The 23,732-nt window shown below is 52.6% G+C and carries 16 protein-coding genes; 4 read left to right on the forward strand and 12 right to left on the reverse strand.

The window, feature by feature from the left end; translation table 11 throughout:
• The 7 genes from urtD to atzF all read right to left on the reverse strand — a co-directional run bounded on the left by urtD (position 1) and on the right by atzF (position 10,849).
• Complete coding sequence (gene urtD, locus LVQ76_RS07445) at positions 1-798, reverse strand: urea ABC transporter ATP-binding protein UrtD (protein WP_232921315.1); 798 nt, start codon at positions 796-798, stop codon at positions 1-3.
• Positions 798-1,871 (reverse strand): urea ABC transporter permease subunit UrtC, encoded by a 1,074-nt coding sequence (gene urtC / locus LVQ76_RS07450; protein WP_232921316.1) that lies wholly within the window; start codon positions 1,869-1,871, stop codon positions 798-800. The genes urtD and urtC overlap by 1 nt, the downstream gene beginning before the upstream one ends.
• Complete coding sequence (gene urtB, locus LVQ76_RS07455) at positions 1,871-3,361, reverse strand: urea ABC transporter permease subunit UrtB (protein WP_232921317.1); 1,491 nt, start codon at positions 3,359-3,361, stop codon at positions 1,871-1,873. The genes urtC and urtB overlap by 1 nt, the downstream gene beginning before the upstream one ends.
• Before the next feature lie 90 nt (positions 3,362-3,451).
• Positions 3,452-4,723 carry an urea ABC transporter substrate-binding protein gene (gene urtA, locus LVQ76_RS07460; protein WP_232921318.1) on the reverse strand — a complete coding sequence of 424 codons (1,272 nt, stop codon included), beginning with the start codon at positions 4,721-4,723 and terminating at the stop codon, positions 3,452-3,454.
• A gap of 21 nt (positions 4,724-4,744) precedes the next feature.
• Positions 4,745-5,425: a GntR family transcriptional regulator gene (locus tag LVQ76_RS07465; RefSeq protein ID WP_232921319.1), complete on the reverse strand. Its 681-nt coding sequence runs from the start codon at positions 5,423-5,425 to the stop codon at positions 4,745-4,747.
• Entirely contained in the window at positions 5,422-9,042 is a 3,621-nt protein-coding gene (uca, locus tag LVQ76_RS07470) for an urea carboxylase (protein ID WP_232921320.1), read from the reverse strand. The genes LVQ76_RS07465 and uca overlap by 4 nt, the downstream gene beginning before the upstream one ends.
• 10 nt (positions 9,043-9,052) lie before the next feature.
• Positions 9,053-10,849 (reverse strand): allophanate hydrolase, encoded by a 1,797-nt coding sequence (gene atzF / locus LVQ76_RS07475; protein ID WP_232921321.1) that lies wholly within the window; start codon positions 10,847-10,849, stop codon positions 9,053-9,055.
• A gap of 449 nt (positions 10,850-11,298) precedes the next feature.
• Here atzF and dtpB point away from each other — a divergent pair, with 449 nt between their 5' ends.
• Positions 11,299-12,777 (forward strand): dipeptide/tripeptide permease DtpB, encoded by a 1,479-nt coding sequence (gene dtpB, locus LVQ76_RS07480; RefSeq protein WP_232865841.1) that lies wholly within the window; start codon positions 11,299-11,301, stop codon positions 12,775-12,777.
• Between the two features lie 68 nt (positions 12,778-12,845).
• On the opposite strand, the gene LVQ76_RS07485 is transcribed toward dtpB, so the two are convergent.
• The 5 genes from LVQ76_RS07485 to LVQ76_RS07505 all read right to left on the reverse strand — a co-directional run bounded on the left by LVQ76_RS07485 (position 12,846) and on the right by LVQ76_RS07505 (position 17,020).
• Positions 12,846-13,079 (reverse strand): DUF2526 family protein, encoded by a 234-nt coding sequence (locus tag LVQ76_RS07485; protein ID WP_232921322.1) that lies wholly within the window; start codon positions 13,077-13,079, stop codon positions 12,846-12,848.
• Between the two features lie 123 nt (positions 13,080-13,202).
• Positions 13,203-13,958: an alpha/beta fold hydrolase gene (locus LVQ76_RS07490; RefSeq protein WP_232921323.1), complete on the reverse strand. Its 756-nt coding sequence runs from the start codon at positions 13,956-13,958 to the stop codon at positions 13,203-13,205.
• Positions 13,959-13,962: 4 nt separating this feature from the next.
• The gene (locus LVQ76_RS07495) at positions 13,963-14,463 is read right to left on the reverse strand and encodes a GNAT family N-acetyltransferase (RefSeq protein WP_232865844.1); all 501 of its coding nucleotides are present in this window, start codon (positions 14,461-14,463) and stop codon (positions 13,963-13,965) included.
• Positions 14,464-14,535: 72 nt separating this feature from the next.
• Entirely contained in the window at positions 14,536-16,134 is a 1,599-nt protein-coding gene (locus tag LVQ76_RS07500) for an ABC transporter substrate-binding protein (RefSeq protein WP_232865845.1), read from the reverse strand.
• Between the two features lie 172 nt (positions 16,135-16,306).
• A complete protein-coding gene (locus LVQ76_RS07505; RefSeq protein WP_232921324.1) occupies positions 16,307-17,020 on the reverse strand; it encodes a glutamine amidotransferase in 714 nt (237 codons plus the stop codon).
• A 197-nt stretch (positions 17,021-17,217) separates the two neighbouring features.
• Between LVQ76_RS07505 and LVQ76_RS07510 the strand changes: the two genes are divergently transcribed.
• Genes LVQ76_RS07510 through LVQ76_RS07520 form a run of 3 tightly spaced genes read left to right on the forward strand, consistent with a single transcriptional unit; the run spans position 17,218 to position 23,672 of the window.
• The gene (locus tag LVQ76_RS07510) at positions 17,218-18,546 is read left to right on the forward strand and encodes an SrfA family protein (RefSeq protein ID WP_232921325.1); all 1,329 of its coding nucleotides are present in this window, start codon (positions 17,218-17,220) and stop codon (positions 18,544-18,546) included.
• Between the two features lie 3 nt (positions 18,547-18,549).
• On the forward strand, positions 18,550-21,522 hold the full coding sequence (locus tag LVQ76_RS07515) for a virulence factor SrfB (RefSeq protein ID WP_232921326.1): 2,973 nt from the start codon (positions 18,550-18,552) through the stop codon (positions 21,520-21,522).
• Entirely contained in the window at positions 21,519-23,672 is a 2,154-nt protein-coding gene (locus LVQ76_RS07520) for a virulence factor SrfC family protein (RefSeq protein WP_232921327.1), read from the forward strand. The genes LVQ76_RS07515 and LVQ76_RS07520 overlap by 4 nt, the downstream gene beginning before the upstream one ends.
• Positions 23,673-23,732 lie beyond the last annotated feature (60 nt).

A 23,732-nucleotide genomic window follows, 5' to 3' on the forward strand; every position in this document is an offset into this window, starting at 1 on the left:
TCATCTCCCCAAATACACTTCAATCACCTGCTCGTTGGCCTGCACTTCACGTAGCGAACCTTCCGCCAGCACCTGGCCCTGATGCAATACCGTAACGTGATCGGCAATGGTTTCCACAAAGCCCATGTCATGTTCCACCACCATCAACGAATGCTTACCCGCCAGCCCGCGAAACAGCTCAGCGGTATACTCGGTTTCGGCATCCGTCATGCCTGCTGCGGGTTCATCAAGCAGCAGCAAATGCGGTTCCTGCACCAGTAGCATGCCGATTTCGAGAAACTGTTTTTGCCCGTGGGAAAGCAGCCCGGCTTTGCGATGGCGTTCCGCCCCAAGGCGCAAAGTCACCAGCATTTCGTCAATGCGATCCCGCTGTTCAGAATTGAGTTTCGCCCGCAGGCTCGCCCACACCGACTTATCGGTTTTCTGCGCAATCTCCAGGTTTTCAAACACCGTCAGCGCTTCAAACACCGTCGGCTTCTGGAATTTACGTCCGATGCCGCGTTGAGCGATATCCGCCGGTTCTAAATGCAGCAAATCGGTCGATTGGTCGTAAAAAGCCCGCCCGCTTTGCGGTTTGGTTTTCCCGGTAATCACATCCATCAATGTCGTTTTACCGGCACCATTCGGGCCTATCACACAACGTAATTCGCCAACGCCAATATTGAGCGACAAATCCGTCAGCGCTTTGAAGCCGTCAAAACTGACATTAATGTTTTCCAGCATCAGCACCGGATCGGTTTGATCGCGGAATCGGTCAGCCTCGTACTGCCGAGTAAACAGCGGTTCACCTGGTTGCATTATTTTTCTCCCTTACGCAGCAAGCCAATTACGCCGCGCGGTAAAAACAGGGTAACGACGATAAAAATCAGCCCCAGGAACAGTTGCCAGTATTCCGGCACCGCCATGGTGAAATAGCTTTTTGCACCATTGACTAGACCCGCACCGAGGATCGGGCCGATCAACGTCCCGCGCCCGCCGAGTGCCACCCAGATAGCCGCTTCGATAGAGTTGGTTGGCGACATTTCACCAGGGTTGATGATGCCAACCTGTGGCACATACAACGCCCCCGCCAGCCCGCAAAGTACCGCAGATAACGTCCATACCAGCAGTTTGAAACCTTTCGGATCGTAGCCGCAGAACACCAGGCGGTTTTCCGCATCGCGCACTGCCGTTAATACCCGCCCAAACTTGCTGCGCGCAAGCGCAAAACCTATTCCCAGACTTGCCAGCAACAACAGTGCCGTGGCGATAAACAACCCGATGCGCGTGCCCGTGGCGGTAATCGGTATACCTAAAATAGTGGTAAAACCGGTGAAGCCGTTATTGCCGCCAAAGCCGGTTTCATTACGAAAGAACAACAGCATTCCGGCGTAGGTCAGCGCCTGGGTCATAATCGAGAAATAGACGCCTTTGATTTTTGAGCGGAAGGCAAAAAAACCAAACACCAACGCGAGCAGCCCCGGCACCAGCACAATCAGTGCCAACGCCCAGGCAAAATGCTGAGTGCCCCACCAGAACCACGGCAGTTGATCCCAGGAAAGGAACGACATAAACGCGGGCAGCCCGTCGCCTGCGGCCTGGCGCATCAGATACATTCCCATCGCGTAGCCGCCAAGGGCAAAGAAAATGCCGTGCCCAAGAGACAACAGTCCGGCATAGCCCCATACCAAATCCAGTGCAACCGCAACGGTGGCATAACAGAGGATTTTACCGACCAGGGTCAGCGTGTAAGTTGAAAGACTCAGTGGATGACTGGCTGGCAACAGCGTCAGAAACGGCAATGTCAGCATCAGCACCACAATCAGCGCCCCCAACACCATTGAGATGCGCGGCGCTTTGCGGGTGAGTGTTAACGTCAGCGGTTGGCTCATCAGTCAATAACCCTCCCTTTCAGGGCGAACAGGCCTTGCGGGCGTTTTTGAATAAACAGAATAATCAGCACAAGGATGAGGATTTTGCCCAGCACCGCGCCAATTTGCGGTTCCAGTATTTTATTGAAGATACCCAGCCCGAATGCCGCAGCCACGGTTCCCGCCAGTTGGCCCACACCGCCGAGCACCACCACCAGGAAGGAGTCGATAATGTAGCCTTGTCCCAGTTCCGGGCCGACATTGCCAAGCTGCGACAGCGCTACGCCGCCAAGACCTGCAATGCCTGAGCCGAGGCCAAACGCCAGCATATCTACACGTCCGGTTGGCACGCCGCAGCAGGCGGCCATAGCACGGTTTTGGGTCACGGCTCGCACATTCATACCAAGACGAGTTTTGTTCAGCAGCAGCCAGGTAAACAGCAAAACCAGCATCACAAAACCGATCACCACCAGGCGATTCCACGGCAAAATCAGGTTCGGCAGCACTTGTACGCCACCAGACAGCCACGCAGGGTTGGCGACTTCCATGTTTTGCGCACCAAACACCATGCGCACAATCTGAATCAGCATCAGGCTGATGCCCCATGTCGCCAGCAGTGTTTCCAGTGGGCGACCGTACAAATGGCGAATCACCGTGCGTTCCAGCGCCATACCGATTCCGGCAGTGATCGCAAACGCGACGGGCAACGCGACAATCGGGTAAAACGTCAGCCATGCCGGGGCGTAGTGCTGAAAGGCACTTTGCACCAGCCATGCGGAGTAAGCTCCTAACATCAGCATTTCGCCGTGCGCCATATTAATCACGCCCAGCAAACCGTAGGTAATCGCAAGCCCGAGTGCGGCCAACAGCAAAATAGAACCTAACGAAATCCCCATAAACGCCTGACCGAGAATGTCGCCCAGCATTAAACGATGCTGAATTTTTTGCAGTCCTTCACTGGCGGCTTTGCGCACCTGCACATCGGGTTCGGTCTGCGCGTCAGTCAGCGGTTTGAGCAATGCTTGCGTATCGGGGTCAGCAGAATGGCTCAGTAGTTCGACCGCATTTAAGCGTACTTTGGCATCAGTGCTGGCCAGCTGAAGTTGGGCAATCGCGCCTTCAAGAGCGGTGCGAACATTGTCGTCAGTCTCGATTTTGAGCCGCTGCTCCAGCAAGGGAAGCTGGTCTGGTTGCGCCTCGCGTTGTAAAACTATCGCCGCCTGCAAACGTTGAGTGACGTTGTCACTCAATAATTGATGGCTGGCAAGCGCACTACCTACAAGAACGCGTAACCGATTAGTCAGGCGCACTTTTTTATCATTAATCACCAGATTTTCTTGCGCCAGAGCGTTGAGTAACGGTAAGCGTTTTGCATCCGGTGCCGCCGCCCAGGTTTGCAGCAGTTTCGCCTGTTGCGTGCGGTTCGCCGCGGCAAAATCTTCGGCATCTCCGGCCTGGGCGAAACACGGCAGCAGCCAGGCCATGATTAACAGCCAGCGTACATATTTCATGGGCGTCTCCTGGAATTTTTGGTGGATGACGCTGCGCTTATCCCCTACAAACTCGGGTAAGCCGTAGCGTCATCCGACGCGGGTTTTACTTTAGTTGCTCGCCATTTTCACCGGCTCGTCAGACTTCTTGTCGTTGCCAGCAATGAACGGACTCCACGGCTGTGCGCGTACCGGTGCATCGGTCTGCCACACTACGTTGAACTGCCCGTTGCCTTCGATTTCACCAATCATCACCGGCTTATGCAGATGGTGGTTGGTGGCGTCCATAGTGAGCGTAAAACCAGATGGCGCTTTGTAGGTTTGCCCCGCCATCGCCGCGCGTACTTTGTCGACATCTGTGGTTCCGGCTTTCTCCACCGCTTGTGCCCACATATGGATGCCAACGTAAGTCGCTTCCATTGGATCATTGGTCACAACCGTGTCGGCATTCGGCAACTTGTGGGCTTTGGCATAGGCTTTCCACTGCGCAACAAATGCTTTATTGGTCGGGTTATCGACCGACTCAAAGTAGTTCCACGCCGCCAGGTTGCCGACCAACGGTTTGGTATCGATACCGCGCAACTCTTCTTCACCGACCGAGAACGCCACCACCGGCACATCGGTGGCTTTCAGGCCCTGGTTGGCGAGTTCTTTGTAGAACGGTACGTTGGAGTCGCCATTAATGGTGGAGATAACCGCGGTTTTGCCGCCTGCGGAGAATTTCTTAATGTTGGCAACAATGGTCTGGTAATCGCTATAGCCAAACGGGGTATAAACTTCTTCGATGTCTTTATCCTGCACGCCTTTGGAATGCAGGAACGCGCGCAGAATCTTGTTGGTGGTGCGCGGATAAACGTAATCAGTGCCCAACAGGAAGTAGCGTTTCGCCGCCCCACCATCCTCGCTCATCAGGTATTCCACCGCTGGAATTGCCTGCTGGTTAGGTGCAGCGCCCGTGTAGAACACGTTTGGCGACATCTCTTCGCCTTCATATTGCACCGGGTAGAACAGCAGGCCGTTCAGCTCTTCAAATACCGGCAGTACCGATTTACGCGATACCGATGTCCAGCAGCCAAATACCACCGCCGCTTTGTCCTGGCTCAGTAACTGGCGGGCTTTTTCAGCGAACAGCGGCCAGTTGGAGGCCGGATCAACCACCACTGGTTCGAGCTGTTTACCGAGCACGCCGCCTTTGGCGTTAATGTCAGCAATGGTCATTAGCGCCACGTCTTTGAGCGGCGTTTCTGAAATCGCCATCGTGCCGGACAGCGAGTGCATGATGCCCACTTTGATGGTGTCGGCGGCTTGAGCGCTAAACGCCAGACCCATGCTGATAACGGACGCAGAAAGCGCAAAAGCTTTAACAAATGTACGACGGTGCATAGTCTTCACTCCCAAAGTGTATTAACGAATAACCCCATGCTTCGCCTGATGAAGCATATGGAGAGTAATTTGACGGACCTCTTTCTGACTTGCGGCTATATGGTCGTGTAAGCGGGTCTGCGCCTCCTGAAGTTGACGGTTCAAAATGGCGAGCAAAATCTGTCCATGCTCGAGATATGTGGCACTTACGCGCGGGCGCTTGGTGAAATCCAGCCGCCGCACAATACGAATTTTTTCGGTGATTTCGCGATGTACCCGCGCCATTTCCGAGTTTCCTGTGGCCTCAACCAGCGTCATATGGAACACCTCGTCATGGCTGGCAACTTCAGCGCCATCGGCCAGTTGCGGTGCATCAATCCAGAACTGCTTTAACGCCTGTAACGGTAGCGGGCGCACTTCGGTGGGCAACATACACAGCCGTTTTACGGCTTCGAGCTCCAGCACAATGCGCAGATCGTAGAGCGACTCCAGATGGTCGAAATCCACCGTTTTAATTTGCCAACCACTACGCGGCTGCACTTCGACATATCCTTCTTGTTCCAGCGCATACAGCGCCTGTCGCACCGGCGTACGGCTCGCCGCCATACGCACCGCAATGTCGTTTTCGCTAAAGCGATCCCCTGGCAGAAGCTGGAAATCGAAGATTTCCTGTTTCAATAAGCGGTAGATACGCTCGGCGATGCCTTCGGGTTTCTTATTCACACCGCATCCAGCCACAGCAACGCATCACCGGGCCCTACCTGGCGACCCTGCTGGCAACTGATACGAATAACGGTGCCATCGCAAGGTGCGCTCACCATCAACTCCATCTTCATGGCTTCTACAACAATCAGCGGCTCGCCCTGCTTAACAACTTGTCCTGGTTCCACAAGGATCTTCCAGATATTGCCGTTGAGATCCGCGCTCACCAGCTGACCTGGCTGGTCTTCAACCACCTCTTGTGCCGCTGACATTGCGCTCTCGACGGCGGCACTTTCCTGCTCCTTCCAGTGCGCGACTTCACTGACAAACGCTCGCTGTTGGCGTGAGCGGAAATCAGCAATGTCGTCGGCGTTGTCGGCAAGGAAGGTGGTGTAAGCGGCAAAATCAAACTCGACCTCTTCAACACGCACCTGGGCACGTCCTTCACGGAAGGCGGTGCGAAACTCAGTCAGTTCGTCTTCGCTGACCGGATAGAAACGCACCTGGTCGAAGAACTTCAGCAGCCACGGTTCGTCGCCAAACTGTTCGTTCTTGAGGAATTTGTTCCAGATAGGCACTGTGCGCCCAACAAGCTGGTAGCCACCCGGCGAATCCATGCCGTAGATGCACATATACATGCCGCCAATGCCGACGGTGCCTTCCGCCGTCCAGGTTCTGGCCGGATTGTATTTCGAGCTAAGCAGGCGGTGGCGTGGGTCGAGCGGCACCGCGCACGGTGCACCCAGGTACACATCACCAAGGCCGAGAATCAGGTAGCTGGCATCAAAAAGGACCTGCTTCACTTCGTCGCGGTGCGCCAGCCCATTGGTGCGCTGAATGAAATCGACGTTATTGGGCAGCCACGGTGCATCGGCACGCACGGTTTCTTTGTAACGCTCAACAGCGGCGAGCGTGGCGCTGTCTTCAAAGGCCATCGGCAGGTGCACAATGCGCGACGGGATCTTAAGTTTCGTGACATCTCCCAGCTGTTTTTCCATGCTTAATAACAGCGTCAGTAATTGCGACTGGGAAATATGCTGGCTGTCGTAACGCACTTGCAGCGAACGCACGCCCGGCGAAAGCTCTTCAATACCGGAAACACTGGCCTGCTTGATGGCTTTCATCAGCAGATAAATACGCAGGCGCAGCGCCAGATCCAGCACGTTGTCGCCGTATTCGATAAGCACGTAGTTGTCACCCGCCTGGCGATAAACCACGGCGGGTAAATCACTCTGCGTATCCAGTTCTGCGAGAATCGCCGCACTTGAGGTAGTAGTCGGTGTAATCGACGGGTGCAAATCCGGCAGCGTTAGCACATGCAGCAAATTGGTGACCGCCACGTCCTGGGCTATTTCCAACGACTGCGCATGTTCAAAGGTAATCGCGTGGAAGCGAATTCGGTCACCAGGCTTCACCTGCCCGACTTTCCATAGTTCCGCTTTCGCGATGGTAACCGGGCAGACAAACCCGCCCAGGCTTGGGCCGTCACGCGTCAGGATCACCGGGAAGTCACCGGTAAAGTTCACCGCGCCAATCGCGTATTCACAATCGTGAACGTTGGAAGGATGCAGTCCTGCTTCGCCGCCGTCAGCCCGCGTCCATTGAGGTTTAGGGCCGACTAAACGCACGCCAAGGCGGTTCGAGTTGTAGTGAACCTGCCACTCGCTTTCAAAGAAAGTTTGCATGGATTCAGGGGTGAAGAAATCAGGTGCACCATGCGGCCCGTATAACACGCCGATTTCCCACACATCGCTGTATTGCGGGATAACTGCCGGTTCCGGGGTTTGTGGCAGTGAAATTGGTGCCGGTGTGGTGCATGCGGGTAAACACGGTTGGGAAATCGCCAGCACATCCGCCACACGTAGAGTACGCCCGGCGTGGCCGCCGAATTGCCCAAGGGCAAAGGTCGAACGGCTACCGAGATAAACAGGCACGTCGAAACCATTGCGTACCGCCAGATAAGTTCGGCAACCGGAAGTCGCCCGCCCGAGTTTCAGCGTCTGCCCCGCTTTGACGATCACCGGTTGCCAGTACGGAACAGCTTCGTCATCCAGCGTTGCCGGGCAATCAGCACCGGTTAATGCGATGGTCGCCGCGCTATGAAAGCGCAGCGTCGGCCCCTGTAGCGTAAATTCGAGCCCTGCCGCAGAAGGATGATTCCCCACAATGCGGTTTGCGAGACGGAACGCAAAATCGTCCATTGGGCCGGATGGCGGCACGCCAATATCCCAATAACCAAGACGGCCAGGGCTGTCCTGCACGCTGCTCCAGGTGCCGGGCTCCAGCACTTCAATGGCATGAGCCTGATAAACCACATCATCCAGCAGACGCGTCCACATCACCCCGGCTTTAAATTCTGCCAGTTGGACAATTTGACGCAGGTAATCGAGATTGGTCGCAATACCGTGTAAACGCGTAGCGGCTAAAGCCGTGTTCAGTTTACTTAACGCCTGCTGACGATCGTCGCCATAAACGATCACTTTAGCGATCATTGGATCGTAGAACGCGCTGACTTCGCTGCCGGTACTTACCCAACCATCAACGCGCAGATCATCCGGGAAGAAAACATCAGTCAGCACGCCCGGACTTGGCTGGAAGTTTTTCAGCGCATCTTCGGCGTAAATACGTACTTCAATGGCGGCCCCTTTTGGCGGCTGCGCCATGCGTTGCCAGTCAAGCGTGACGCCTGCGGCGACGTTAATCATGCATTCGATAAGATCCAGCCCGGTGACCATTTCGGTGACCGGATGCTCGACCTGCAAACGGGTATTCACTTCGAGGAAATAGAACGCATCGCGGGCGGCGTCATAGATAAATTCCACGGTGCCTGCGCTGCGGTAATTCACCGATTCCCCCAGAGCCACTGCTGCTGCATGAATAGCTTCTCGGGTGGCTTGTGGCAAATTTGGGGCTGGGGTTTCTTCCACCACTTTCTGGTTACGGCGTTGCAATGAGCAATCACGCTCACCGAGTGCCACGACTTTGCCTTTACCATCGCCAAAAATCTGTACTTCCAGGTGACGTGCGCGGTCAACAAAACGCTCAATAAATACGCCATCGTCGCTGAAAAACTGCTGACCCATGCGTTTTACGCTCGACCAGGCTTCAACCAGGCTCGCGTCATCTTCACAGCGCGTCAGCCCAATTCCCCCGCCGCCTGCGGTGGTTTTCAGCATCACCGGGTAGCCAATTTCAGCCGCCGCAAGTTGTGCCTCTTTCAGGGTCAGCAACAAGCCCGTTCCGGGCGTCATCGGTACGTCAGCTTTAAAGGCCAGCTCACGCGCACGGTGTTTCAGGCCAAAGTCACGAATTTGTTCGGCGGTTGGGCCGATGAACACCAGCCCGTTATCAGCACAGGCTTGGGCAAACTCCGCGCGTTCCGACAAAAATCCGTAGCCAGGGAATATCGCCTGCGCACCGCTCGCTTTAGCAGCGGCAACGATCTTCTCAATATCGAGGTAACTGTCCGCTGCTTTTTCGCCACCCAGCGCAATCGCCACATCGGCATCAATTACATGCTGCGCGTTAGCATCAGGGTCGGAGTAAACAGCAACGCTGCCGATACCCATTTTTTTAAGCGTTTTAATTGCCCGAACGGCAATTTCACCGCGGTTAGCTATCAACACAGAGCTAAACATTGTCGTCTCCTTAAGCGCTATGGTGGCGGGCAAGCCAGGCTTTCCAGCCGCCCCACGCGGTGATATCCGTGGCATCTGAAAGTGCTGCAGGTTCGCAGATAAACCCTTTCACGTTGCGACCATCTTCAAGCGCCAATGTGCCAATCCCCAGCGGGGCCGGGATTTCCGCCACAAACTCACCAAAGCGCGCCAGCGGGATATCCCAAAGCTCCACGGCAATCGGCTGCCCTTCGGAACTACGTGCAAGGCCCGGTTTCGGCGGCTGAGTGTTGGCAAGCGCGTAGAGGCGGTAATTGGCAGCGGTGTGCGATTCTTCGATAAACACCGCATTACGAGTGGTGAGCTGGTGGTTAAGCGGCATTCCGCGCAGATGTGCGCCCACCACAGCAACGCGAACGTGATTGGCTGATGGTTTTTCGGCATTACTCGCAGGCAGCGTTTTATCGGTCGCGCCCAATGGCAAATTCAGCGCCTGCTGCCAGCTTTTCCCGAAGTGGCTAAGCGCCTGGTCATGCCATGCGGGTGCGATAAGCGTTATCCCGGCAGGGATTCCGTCGGCGCGGAAATCACCCGGCAGTGCCAAAGCACAAAGGTCAGCCAGGTTCGTAAAGTTGGTGTAAGTGCCAAACTGCGAGTTGTAGCGCACCGGTTCTTGCACCATTTCAGCAAGGGTGTGAATGGTCGGAGACGTTGGCACCACCAGCGCGTCAAATTCGCTCAACTGCGCGTTGATTTTCTGCGCTAGCTCAGCGCGGGTGTATTCCGCCTGCCAGGCATCGCAGGCCGTGTAGTTGAGGCCATTTGCCACAATGCCGCGCACGGTTGGGTCCATGACTTCAGGCATGTTTTTAAAAATCTCGCCAACCGCCACGGTGCGCTCTGCCACCCACGCGCCGTAATAAAGCTGCTGGGCCAACTGGTTAAAAGCCGTGAAATCAATCGGCACCAGTTCCGCACCTTGCTGTTGCAGACGCGCCAGGGTTTTGGCGAATGCGTTTTCGCTTAAGGTGTCGCCGAAAAATTCAAGACGGTCGGGAATGGCAAAACGGAGTTTTTCACTAAAGCGTGCCGGAGCAGTTTGCGGGTTTGAACGGGAGTACGGATCTTGTGGATCGTAGCCACCAGCAACGGCGGCAATGGTTTGTGCATCTTCAACGGTTAACGCGAACACCGAAACACAGTCATTCAGGCGGCACGCGGGGACAACGCCTGAGGTAGAAATCCAACCTTTGGTCGGTTTCAGGCCGACGATATTGTTAAAACCAGCCGGGACGCGCCCGGAGCCTGCGGTATCAGTTCCAAGCGCAAAGCACACCAGGCCGCGAGCCACCACGGATGCGGAGCCAGAGCTTGAGCCACCGCTGACATATTCCGGGTTAAAGGTATTTTTCACCGCACCAAACGGTGAACGCGTGCCGACTAACCCGGTCGCGAACTGGTCGAGGTTAGTTTTACCTACCACAATGGCACCAGCCGCTTTCAGGCGTGCGATTACCGTCGCATCTTTTGCTGGTGTGTAGGTAAAAGCAGGACATGCAGCGCTGGTGGGCATTCCGGCGACATCAATATTATCTTTCGCCGCGAATGGCACGCCTAATAAAGGAAAATCGGTCGCTTGTTTTTCACCAGAATTAATCGCCTGAAAAAGCGTGGTTAATTGCGCATAGATTTCGTCATGCGTCGCAATATATATCCAGGCATTATCATCACGGGATAAATCTGCATCTAATTGCTGATATGCCGCTACAAGCTGTTGCGGATGCTGGCGGTAACTGGCTACCCATTCAGACAAAGTCGCTACTGACATAAACTGGAATCCCATCTGGTATACAAGATGAGATCAATAAAGCATTTAGCGTGCCAGGTATTTACGGCGCTGATAATTAAGAGATTTAAATATACCTAACAACGCATCATTCATTTTTCGCACTCTTATAGAGCGAAGGATTAAGTTATTTATCCAGAAAGGTGCAAATAAACAATGTCATATTATTTTCTTATGTTTATTAATAAATCGGTCGTTTTGTAGAGCGGATAACCGCGGCTCACATAAAAAATGCCATACTCATGATTTGATAGTGTGATCAACCACCAGGAAAGCAAATTAACCATACAATACCCTAAGTATCGTCTTAAATGCGGCATTAACACCGAATGCGGATGCGCAAAATAGAATACGATTCCATCACAGATAGAACTTAGGTATAGCGCCAATAGCTGCTTATACTTCCTTAAAATGTCTAAAGGCCAACGAACATGAATAAGCCCGCCTCTACCGGTTTATTGCAGCAACCTAAACCGTTTTTTATGATTTTTTTTGTTGAGTTATGGGAGCGTTTTGGATACTACGGCGTGCAAGGTATTCTGGCCGTTTTCTTCGTTAAAGAGCTCGGTTTTTCACAGGAACAGGCCTTTGTTACCTTTGGTGCCTTTGCCGCTCTGGTTTACGGGCTGATCTCAATCGGTGGTTACGTTGGCGATCATTTATTAGGAACAAAACGCACGATGGTTCTTGGTGCCGTGGTACTAGCGCTGGGCTACTTTATGACCGGTTTGTCGCTGCATAATCCTGATATGATCTTTATTGCCCTGGGCACCATTGCGGTGGGCAACGGGCTATTTAAAGCCAACCCGGCCAGTCTGCTTTCGAAATGTTATCCGCCAAAAGATCCCCGCCTGGACGGCGCATTCACCCTCTTTTACATGTCTATCAACATCGGTTCTTTGTTGTCTTTGTCTCTTGCTCCCGTCATTGCCAACAAATATGGCTACGCCGTTACCTACAACCTGTGCGGCATTGGCTTAGTCTTCGCATTGCTGGTTTATTTCTGCTGCCGTGGCATGGTGCGCGACATCGGCTCGGAACCCGATAGCAAGCCGATGAGCTACAAAAACTTACTGCTGGTTTTAGCGGGAACTGTGCTGATGATTTACGTTTGTGCCTGGCTGATGCATAACGTAAAAGTGGCCAATATTGTGTTAATTGTGCTGTCCATTATCGTGATTTTCCTCTTCTTCCGTGAGGCCGCGAAGCAAAACAAAAGCGATCGCAACCGCATGTACGTCGCTTTTGTGCTGATGATTGAAGCGGTACTGTTTTACATTCTGTATGCCCAGATGCCGACATCGCTGAACTTCTTTGCTATCAATAACGTGCGCCATGATATTCTCGGTTTTACTATCAACCCCGTTAGTTTTCAGGCTCTGAACCCATTCTGGGTGGTGGTCGCCAGCCCTATTCTGGCTTCGCTGTATACCCGTTTTGGTGCCAAAGGCAAAGATCTGACGATGCCTGCCAAATTCACTCTCGGCATGTTCCTGTGTTCGTTAGGCTTTTTAACTGCCGCCGCCGCTGGTATGTGGTTTGCTGACGCGCAAGGGCTGACCTCACCCTGGTTTATCGTGCTGGTGTATTTGTTCCAGAGTTTGGGTGAACTGATGATAAGCGCGTTAGGTTTAGCAATGGTCGCAGCGCTGGTGCCGCAAACTATGATGGGCTTTATTCTCGGGATGTGGTTCCTGACCCAGGCCGCGGCCTTCCTGCTTGGCGGCTACGTTGCCACCTTCACGGCAGTGCCAGAATCCCTTAACGATCCGCTGCAAACGCTGCCGATTTATACTGGTGTGTTCAGCAAAATTGGCATCACGACCTTTGTTATCGCGCTGATTATGGCCGCAATGGTGCCGTGGCTAAACCGTATGATGAATATGCAACCGGAAGTGAAAACCGCTTAACTTCTTCGTCTTTGTTTCTTATCACGCCGCCTTCAACGAAGGCGGTTTGTGATAACACTTTCTGAAACTTAAATAATGGTGCCGCCTTTAGTTAAATCATCACGGCGCTGTTCCACTTCCGCTTTGTGATGATGGCCCTTCTGCGCAATGGCGTTACGTAAACGCTGCTGCTGCACATAACGGTCTTCGCGGGTTAACTCAGCATCGTCGCTCAGTTCAATCAGCAACTCATTCATATGCTCAATCACATTTTCAGTTACCGCTGCGTCTACGCGGGTAATTACGTCTTCAAGGTGCGCCATAACAATCTCCTTAATTTTTGTACCGACACCCTAACCTTTTCAGGTGAGGAATCAATAAATTTATCTCTATCGCTATGACTCAGCAGCAATTTTTTCAAGGGTAAGCATCACCGTCTTACTCGCTCACTCATGCATTTTGCAGAACGCATCCAGAGCATGGGACAACGCAGACGGATTTTCACACGACATTGAATGCCCGCAGACTGGTAATACTGTAGTCGTGATTTTCAGGATTTGAACTTTAGTGAAATCGCTATCGGGCAAGGAGCTTTCACCGAATATTAGGTTTTTGGGTATCTTCAGATGAGCGAACATTTCAAACCAGTTATTTCCGGTTATCAGGCTATCGGCCCCTCGCCAAATAGCCCAAGGTGCGGCAACCGATAAACTTCCTGCCCAGGGGCCCGTTTCTTCGGCAACCAAAGACGCATGGATGCGAGCGACATAATTATCTTCTGTATAGCTGCATATTTGTTTGCTGAAAAATCCGCCTCCCGGATGGAAGTTGGGTTCAGAAACAATCAACGCGCACAGACCCTCGGCTAATCGTTGAGAAGCCTCAATACAGATACTGCCTCCCATACTGTGGCCATAGAGAAAGAACTTTTTCAGATTGAGATGGGAAATCAGTTCGGCAACGACTGCAGCCTGCTCGGCAATGGAATAACTGAAATCTTTAGGTTTCTCGCTGTAGCCGTAACCCGGAAGGTCGATAAGAATCGCTCTTCTGCCGGAAAAGTTTTTATCGGCAACCACTCGAGGGTATTCATAAGAGGCAGCACATCCAAGACCGTGAACAAACACCAATGGCGTTCCTGTTCCGGGCAGATCCAGCCAGCGAACGCGGCAGTTTGCGATAGAGGAGAAAAATGATTCCATACCATTAATCTTCAGAAGCAGGATGGGAAGAAACACCCAATATTTTGTTCATATTGATACCGGTGACAGCAAAACCGTTAGTTTCATAGACCTGTCTGGCTCTGCGGTTATCAGCAGCCACCCGAAGTTTGATCTGGTTATAACCTTGCTGAATTAGCTGCTCTTCCAGACATTTCATCGCCTCACTACCCAGCCCCAGGCCACGAAACTGAGGAAAGAGATAAAAGTCGTTGATGTAAATAGATTTTAGTTCTGAGTCCGGCTTATACCATAGATAGCCAATATGCTGTTCTTCACCCAAGTGTGTTTGTGTAATACATAACACAACCTGTCCGGCACTCTTTTCACCGTCCGGGAAACTTGCCTCTGTCTCACGTCGTGCCTGTAACAAAGCATCCGCTTCCGACAGTCGATAACTACTGGCTATCTCACTTGCATAATCCACAACGAAGTAATCAACAAATGCCAGAAAATCATGGCTTAACATAGGTTTGAACGTAACCATTTTTCATCCTTGTTTGTGTTTTTGCCGAGTCCAAAATATGACGCCTCCCAAAGCAGGAAGCGTCAGTTGAGATTAATTCAATTTCGCTTTCGAGAAATCACTGCCATTCAGGCTAACGCTATAACCTGTCACATTACTGCGTGTTGCGTAGAAAGTTTTACCGTTAGCCAGTGGTATCCACGGGGCTTGTTGGTAGAACACTTCTTGCGCCTGCTCATAGAGTTTAGCGCGCGCAGCCGGGTCGCTGGTCAGTTTCGCTTTTTGGGTTAACGCATCGTAATCTTTGTCGCACCAACGTGCTGCGTTAGAGCCGCTCTTGATACTGCCGCAACCAAGCAGCGTATCTGCGAAGTTATCCGGGTCGCCGTTATCGCTCATCCAGCCAAACAGTGCGGAGGAGTGTTCGCCCTTACGCATGCCTGAAAGGTATTCGCCCCACTCAAAGGTGACGATTTTCGCGTTCACACCCACTTTTGCCCAGTCATGCTGAATCATCTCGGCGATACGACGTGAGTTCGGGTTATATGGACGCTGCACCGGCATTGACCACAAATCCGTATCGAAGCCTTTCTCAAGCCCTGCTTGTTTTAACAGTGCTTTGGCCTTTTCAGGATTGTAGGTGCGATCGTAGAGATCTTTATTGAAACCCAACATTGTTGGCGGGATTGGGGATTTCGCAATCGTACCTGACCCCATAAATACCGCATTGATAATAGCTTGTTTATCCACGGCGTAGTTCAACGCCTGGCGTACCAGCACGTTATCAAATGGCTTTTTGGTGGTGTTAAACGCCAGATAACCGACGTTCAGGCCATCTACCGTGTGTAAAGTCAGATCTTTGTCGGCTTTAATAGCGTCAAACTGCACCGGAGCCGGGGCTGGAATAATCTGGCATTCGTTCTTCTGCAATTTTGCCATACGCGTCTGGACGTTTGGTGTAATGGAGAAGATCAGATGTTTAGTCGGCACTTCACCATTCCAGTAGTTCGGGTTCGCGACATAGCGAATCAACGAATCTACTTTATATTCCTGCAACGCAAACGGCCCTGTGCCGATTGGCGCAGTATCCACTTTTTCAGGCGTGCCCGCTTTTAGCATCGCATCAGCATATTCTGCTGAAAGAATTGAAGCGAAATCCATCCCCCAGTCTGCGAGGAATGCCGCGTTAGGTTCACTCAGGGTGAACTGAACGTGATTATCATCAAGCTTTTTAACTTCGGTTATCAGCTTATCGAGTCCGACATCATTGAAGTATTCGTAAGTCGCCTGCGACACATTGTGGTACGGGTTTTTCGGGTCCTTCTGGCGCATGACTGAGAAAACCACATCGTCAGCATTGAAATCGCGGGTCGGCTTAAACTCTTTATTGCTATTGAACTTCACGCCTTTACGCAGGGTAAAAGTATACGTTTTACCATCCGGGCTGATTTTCCATTCGGTCGCCAGTGACGGAACCGGTAAGTTGTCGCTTGGGCGAAATTCAACCAGGCGGTTATAGAGCGTTTGCGAACTGGCAACAAACGTAGGGCCGGAGCTGGCAATTTGTGGGTTGAAGGATTCTGGTGAGGCCTCTGAACAATAAACTAGCGTGTTATTCGCTGCAGCCAATGCAGCCGTTGCGGGTAAGAAACTGCTGAGCAACAGTGCGAGAAGTGTTTTCCCTGTCGACATAGTTGTGCCTTTTATATGCTTGCCAAATGAAAAGTGAACTTATAATTTTGAGCGTCAATAACACCATAGCTCTTAAATTCTGACAAATAACAAAAGGCTCTCAGGTTATTCATTAATAGTGATATTCGTGCATTTTTACGCCACCAGCAGCACAATACACCACTATATTCATTTACAATGACGCAACAAACCTCTGTAAGATCGCACGCGAAAAAGGCGTATCGCTCACTGCGGCTAATAACGCATCACGGTCTTTGCCTTTCATCGCCACTCTTTCACTACGGCTGGTAATGATTTTATTCATCACTGGCGCACTAAATTCTGGGTGGAATTGCACCGAAAGTGCAGTCGATGAATAGCGGATAATTTGGTGCGGATCGTGACTGGATGCTGCAAGTACCACGGCACATGACGGTAACGTGAGCACGCTTTGCTCGTGGCTTAAAAACGTATCAAAAGATGTTGGCAAACCTTCAAGTAACGGGTCATGAAGTGCTGCATCATTCAAGCTGACGGCAATTTGCCCCACTTCGCTGCCTTGCGGATGGTAATCCACCGCACCGCCTAGCGCGTATGCCATCAATTGGTGCCCGTAACAGACACCTAATACCGGAACCCCCGCGCCGATAATCTCACGCAACCAGTTGGCCGTGCGCTCACTCCACTCTTCATGGTCGGTGACCATCGCCCATGAACCCGAAATCACCGCACCGCTAAACGAACCCGCTGCTGGCAGTGGCTCACCTTCGAACGGGCAAACAACTTTAATTGGGCCAACATCACCTAATGCGGCTTTAAACCAGTCAGGCTGTTCGCCAACAGCTGCGCGAATATCAGTGGGAGGATGGCCCATTTGAACCAGCAATAAAGGTAGTGTTTCTGACATTGATTGAACGCCCTTTTGATTTTGGGATGACTTTAATCAGTAGCACAAAACCTGCGAACGCCCCAAAGACTTAAGTGCAATCGCCCGATAATTAGAAAAAAGTGCCATCTCTTCCGCCGTTTGCCTGTGCCGGAAATCCGTAAAATGGAAAGTGTGAAAATGGCTCAAGCGGAGCTGAAAACAGCAGGATTGATGACGTGGCAAAAACATTATTGCGCAGCGGATGCTTAGATGACTTCCTTTCGCTAGGCGAAAACGGGCAAACGGTTTTCGACTCAGCGCTACAAATTCGCGAAACATTACGCTTACGCAAACAGCAAGCGGTGGTCGACAGCCTTGCGATACCTCAACCAAACGATGAAGGCGATCGTGTTGACTGGTACGCCCCCTTTGAAGGCAGCGTTGTCAGTTGGGCTGCCGCCAGTGATGAGCAACGTAAAAAAGCCCTGCGCTATCTCGATAACTGCCAGGCCAACATCGCCTCGCTGATTCAGCGTTGCCAACAAGCAGAAAAAACGTCCATCCAGCTTTTTGGCTCGTTACTCGCCAATACATTGCAGTTTCCGGGTAGCCAGCATGTTTATCTGGTAGACGGGAAACCGGTCATCACTTTTTGGGGTTTTGTGACGCTTAATAGTAGTGCCCGTCCTGATCCACTGGATTGCTTACGCATTGCTGAAGAACACGAACCGGTTATTGAGTTCCTGCCCGAACCGCCGCCTGCTGCACCACCTGTCGTGGTGTTAAGTGAGCCCGATGAGCCACTCTATTCCGTGGCGGCACCCACTCCTGTGGCAGTTCAAAATGATGAGCCATTGGTATCAGCGCCAGAGCCTGAAGTCGTGCGTGAAACTCCCGTCGCGAAAAAGCCGAAGCGTTGGTTGCTTCCTGTCGCAGCCGCCATTATCGCCTGCATCGCTGCTCCACTTTCTTATTATCTGGTATCGGCACCCCATGCCGAACCTTTAGCTCAGAAACAAGCGGAAGTTAAACCTCAGACCATCGCTCCAGCAGCCATTCAGGCAGCACCGGTGGCCCATGTTTCAACTTTGCCTGTCACTCAAGCCGCGGTCGTTGAACCACCAGCGCCGGAACCAGAACCTGCTGCTGTTACAACGACAACACCGGCAGCTGAAATACCTAAAGGCGCACTAGTTTTACCGGCTGATTCGCTAAAAATTGGCTCGACTAAATTCCTCAACGGCAACTGGCGTGTGGCCATCAACGTTAAAGATTCCATTACTGGCAAACCGCCTACGCTGCGTTATCAAATTGCCAACAACAAAGGCAATGTGCGGCTGGTTCATGGCGACAATATTGTCTGCAAAGCAGAAGTATTCTCTGGGCTGATGCAGTCCGGTACGTTGATGATCAAAACCCGTGGCAATGCGCGTTGTAGCGATGGCTCACGTTATCCGTTGCCGGAAATATCCTGCAAACCTGGCGAGAACGATGTCGCCGAGTGCAGTGGGCGCTACGAGGAGGACACCGTGGTTCCTGTGACATTTAAAAAAGTGGGTGATTAATCAATGTTTGCCACTCTGTATCCCTATAAGTCGAGCGTGACGCTCATTAAAGACAGCGGCATTCAGTTTCTGGATTTCGGCCTTGCTCCGCAGCCTAATGCTCCGCATACCGGGCGCTTTGTGCGTAAAACGGCGAACGGCCCGCTTTTACGCCTTGATTACGATGTGATACCTGGCAAATTTACTCTGCCAGGCTCGCAGGGCTCGGCTCCAGAGGTAGTGAAACCGGAAAGCACGATTACGCTTGGCCACTCCCTGAAACTGCTGGATAAAACCTGGCTGCCGCTGCCATTCCTGCGTTTTAACCCACCACGTACTTTTGTGGGCGGCCCGGATAACTGGGCACGAGTGCAGATTCGTTGCCTTGAAACACCGGACTCGGCTGGAAACACCGTACGCATTACCATCGCACTGGATACAAAAATCCTGGCCGATGATAACCCTGCGGCCCATTTGGCCCCCACGCAAAATGATGTCCGTAACGGAGCCCGTTTTGCCCTCGCGTGGCACAACGAAGAGATTAACGACTTTATCGATCAAACCTGGGTTGATGGCTGGCTGCGTGAAGTGTTCACGCAATTCGCCACCCGCCACGAATCCAGAACAGAGCGTGAAATCAGCAACGCGCTGAAAACCTTCGAGTACCAGGCGCACTATCTCAATATTATCGAAATGCTCGGCGCACAGCTTTCGGTGCCAGAAGTGAAAATTGTCACCGCCACGCTGCAAGCCCCGGCGATCCCTGTTGATCTGGTGCTGGATGTCGGCAATACCCACACCTGTGGCGTATTGATTGAAGACCACGGCGAAGCCAATGATGGCCTGCGCCAGACTGCCGAGCTGCAAATTCGCTCGCTCAGCGAACCACAAACCATCAACGAAGCGATGTTTACCAGCCGCCTCGAATTCTCTGAAGCTAAATTCGGCAAACAGCATTTCTCGGTGGAAAGTGGCCGTGACGATGCGTTTGTCTGGCCATCGATTGCCCGCGTTGGCGATGAAGCTCGCAGCATGGCTTCTGCCCGTTTAGGGACCGATGGCGCAAGTGGCATCTCCAGCCCGCGCCGTTATCTATGGGATGAAACTCCGGCCAACCAGGATTGGCGTTTTAGCCAGATGGGTGTGAAAACCCAGCGTGAACCACTGGCGACCGCTTATCCCCTGATGAATCTGATGAATGACGACGGGCAGCCGCTCTACTCCTTACCGCTGGAAGACCGCCTGCCAGTGTTTTCGCCACAGTACAGCCGTAGTTCGTTAATGACGCTGATGCTGTGTGAGTTGTTGGCACAGGCGCTGATGCAGATTAACAGCGTCGGCTCGCGCCAGAGTATGGGGCATCTCAATGCACCACGTCAGCTACGCCATCTGATCCTGACACTGCCTTCGGCGATGCCAAAACAGGAGCGTGAGATATTCCGCCAGCGAATGCAGGAAGCCGTAGGGCTGGTGTGGAAAGCGATGGAATGGCACCCGACAGATGATGGTTTCACCAGCGAGCGTGATTTCCAGAAAAGTGTCATCCCGGTCCCCGATGTCCAGATGGAGTGGGACGAAGCCACTTGCGGGCAACTGGTGTGGCTGTATAACGAAGCGTTGGTCAACTATGCCGGGCAAACGGGCAACTTCTTTAAAAGCCTCGCTCGCCCTGACCGCGAGTTAGCCGCTGATGAACTGCCGGGCAAAACGCTGCGCGTCGCATCCATTGATATCGGTGGTGGCACGACCGATATGGCTATCACCCAGTATCATCTTGATGATGGTGTCGGCAGCAATGTGAAAATTGCTCCGCGTTTACTGTTCCGCGAAGGCTTTAAAGTCGCAGGTGATGACATTTTGCTGGATGTTATCCAGCGCTGTGTGCTCCCTGCATTACAGGCACAAATTCACCAGGCAGGTGTGGTTGATACCACCGGACTGATGACCACGTTATTTGGTGAGTCCGGGCGCATGGACACGCGAGGTACGCTGCGCCAACAAACCGCGCTGCAACTGTTTATCCCTCTTGGGCACGCAGTGCTGTCTTACTGGGAAAATAGCGATCCCGACGATCGCCACGCAACACTTGAAGCAACATTTGGCGAACTGTTGGCCCAACGCCCAACAGATAACGTGATTAATTATGTTCAACAGGCTGTGCAGCACGCGCTGCCTGCTGATGCTCCGGCGTTTGATCTGTTCAGCGTGCCATTACAGGTTGAACTGGCATCACTACAAGAGGCGTTACTTGCAGGGCAATTCACTCTGACCGCCCCGCTTCAGGCGCTGTGTGAAGTGATAAGTCACTATTGCTGCGATGTGCTGTTGGTCACCGGGCGTCCGGCCTGCTTGCCAGGCGTGCAGGCATTATTGCGCTACCAACAACCGGTTCCAGTGAACCGCATAGTCTGGTTGGATAATTATCAGACTCATGAATGGTATCCATTTAGCCAACAAGGCCGTATTGGCAATCCGAAATCTACTGCCGCTGTTGGTGCCATGCTGTGCAGCCTGGCGATGGACTTGCGCCTGCCAGGCTTTAATTTCAAAGCCTCTGACATCCAGGCGTACTCCACTGTGCGCTATCTGGGCATGCTCGATGGCAACAATACATTGGTTGAGAAAAACGTCTGGTATCGCGATATCGATCTCGACGATCCGAAGTCAACGCTCGATACCCGTCTGCATTTCCCGCTACGCGGCAATGCTTGCCTCGGTTTTCGCCAGCTTGATGATGCCCGCTGGCCTGCCACGCCGCTGTATACACTGGCGATAAACTCACCACAGTTGGCAAAAGAGATAGCCGGTGAAGGTGTGCTAAATGTACGCCTGCAACAAACTCGCGAAGCCGATGCTTTTGTGCTGGCGGAAGCCTGGTTGCAGGATGGCAGCAAAGTGCCACTTAACCAGCTCAGTTTTAAATTGAATACCCTGGCAGGAAGCTACAGCGGAGCCAGCCATTACTGGATTGACAGCGGGAGCGTGTATCAAAAATGAATCCAATAACCTCAACGCTGCACCCTTTAGTGGACTGGGTACAACAGACGCGCCAGACTGTTCCCCTGGTGGAAAATGAAGCCGATGGGCTGTTGCATAAACTGGCCACACTCCAACAGCGCCAGCACCAGCTTGACTTACAGGCGGAGCAACCGCTAACAATTGGCTTATACGGCCACTCGATCGCGGGCAAGCATCACCTATTGACCACGCTACTGGGCGATAATCATGAACGTATCGAGATTATGCTCGGCGGAAAAGTGCTGGATTATCTGACGCACATTAACCCCGGGCATGCGCCAGGTATTGCCGTGCGTTTTACTCGCCGCGAACTACCGGTTGCGGAACATTATCCGTTGCTCATTACGCTGTGCAGTACCAGTACGCTTGCCCAACGTATGATTCGCCAGTATCACACCAACAGTGCTACCCGTTTTGCGCAGCCTGAGGTGATCACATTAAAGCTCAAAGAGTTACAGTCTCGCCGCCAGGCACAACCGATGCCAGGGCTGACACAGCTGCACTTCTCCGATATTGCACAAACTTACCAGCAAGTAGTTCGCCGCCAACATCATCTGGATAACACGCTGTGGCAGCAAATGGCCGAGCTCCTGCCGTGGCTGAGCTGCGCCGATCAAGCCACATTGCTGGCACCACTCTGGGGAGATAACGCCACTATTACCGCTCACTGGCAGCATCTTGCACAGACGTTGAATCATTTAGGTTATGCCCATCAGGTTTTAGCTCCCGCCAGCCTGCTGGTGGATACCTTCCTGCTTCCGGTAGAAGGCTTCTTGATCCCCACCACGCCAGATGAACCAGAAATGAATGCGGACGTGCTGGTTTGCCCTCTGGTCAATCAACAAGCCGGGACACAGACCAGCCTGGCTCAGCAGGATTTACAGCAGTTGAGCGCTGAAATCACGCTTTCGCTCAACTACCAGCCACGCCTGGCACAGGTTGAAGTGGTCGATATTCCCCTCGCGCAACTTGATGATTATGCACAATATCTACAGCCCGATAAATTAGTGGTATGCAATGCGGCAGCCGAGCGTCGGGAAGTGAATGCAGTTGGTAAAATGCTGGCGCGTTGGGTCGATAAAACCCAGGCCAGTAATGCCACAACGCCAGGTCTGATTTGGGCGATTACTCCGCGCGATGCCCGTTTTAGCGGCGCTAACCTTGATGAAGGCGTGCAACGTGTTATAGGTCTGCCGGGTAAACGTTGGGGGACTTTGCAAGCGCTGGATAGCCGTAATATGCACCGCTTACTGGAGTGGCTTGCCGATGCGCTGGTTCCGGCACAGCGGACACTGCGTATTGAGATGTTGCAGGCCGCGCTGAATGCGGAAGTCAGCGCCCTATTCACCCATATGATTGAAGACGAAAACCTCACGCCGGAAAGCGCACGTTCTCAGGCTGAAGGTCTGGTGCGCGCGCTGCAATCCCACGCGGCCCTACATGGCGAACTGCTGGCAAGCTTATTGCCGGAGCGCCATGTCTTACAGCAACGTTGGGTAAGCCACCAGCAATTACGTAGCCAGCAGCCAGCGGGTTTCCATCTGGATATCGATCTGTTTACAGACGTAGACAGCAGCGAAACGCAAACGCGCAGCCCCGACAGTTTTGCCACCGTAGTACATCTGTTGTGGATTAATCATTTGCGTCAGTTGACAACTCGCCACGAGGTTGCTCATCTTTCCGGGCTTGATAACACTCAACTTCAGGCACTTTGCCAATTGTTGATTGTCGCCAGTTATCGTCTGAAATTACCTGAACAGCTAGAGTCGGCATTGCGCCACGGTGATGGCAGCATGGCGCAGGAAATCACCTGTGTGACAGCCGTATTAGGCGATTTTGTTAGCTGGTTGGGTTATGCCCATGTTGATCCAGCTTTGCGCCCGGCAAGTCGGGTAAATAAAGGCTCACCTGTATTTGCACCACAAAAACAGGCTACAGCCAGCACCCGCCTGGTGCGCTTAGGTGAACAACCTGCGCGCGGCAATACGCTTTACGTCTATGACTGGCTGGTGGCGCTATATACCCGCGCGGTGGAAAACATCGGCTATCGCCATCCGCTGGATGTGAGCGATGCTCAGAAAGAAGCATTGAAAGGATTGCTGAAAAAGGTAGATAAACAGATTCCGTAAAAAGAATAAGCAATAGCGCCACCCGGCACTCATTCACATTAAGTCGGGTGGCGCTGCACT

The sequence above is a fragment of the Buttiauxella cochleicola genome (genome assembly GCF_021283185.1).
GTDB classification, from domain to species: Bacteria; Pseudomonadota; Gammaproteobacteria; order Enterobacterales; family Enterobacteriaceae; genus Buttiauxella; species Buttiauxella massiliensis.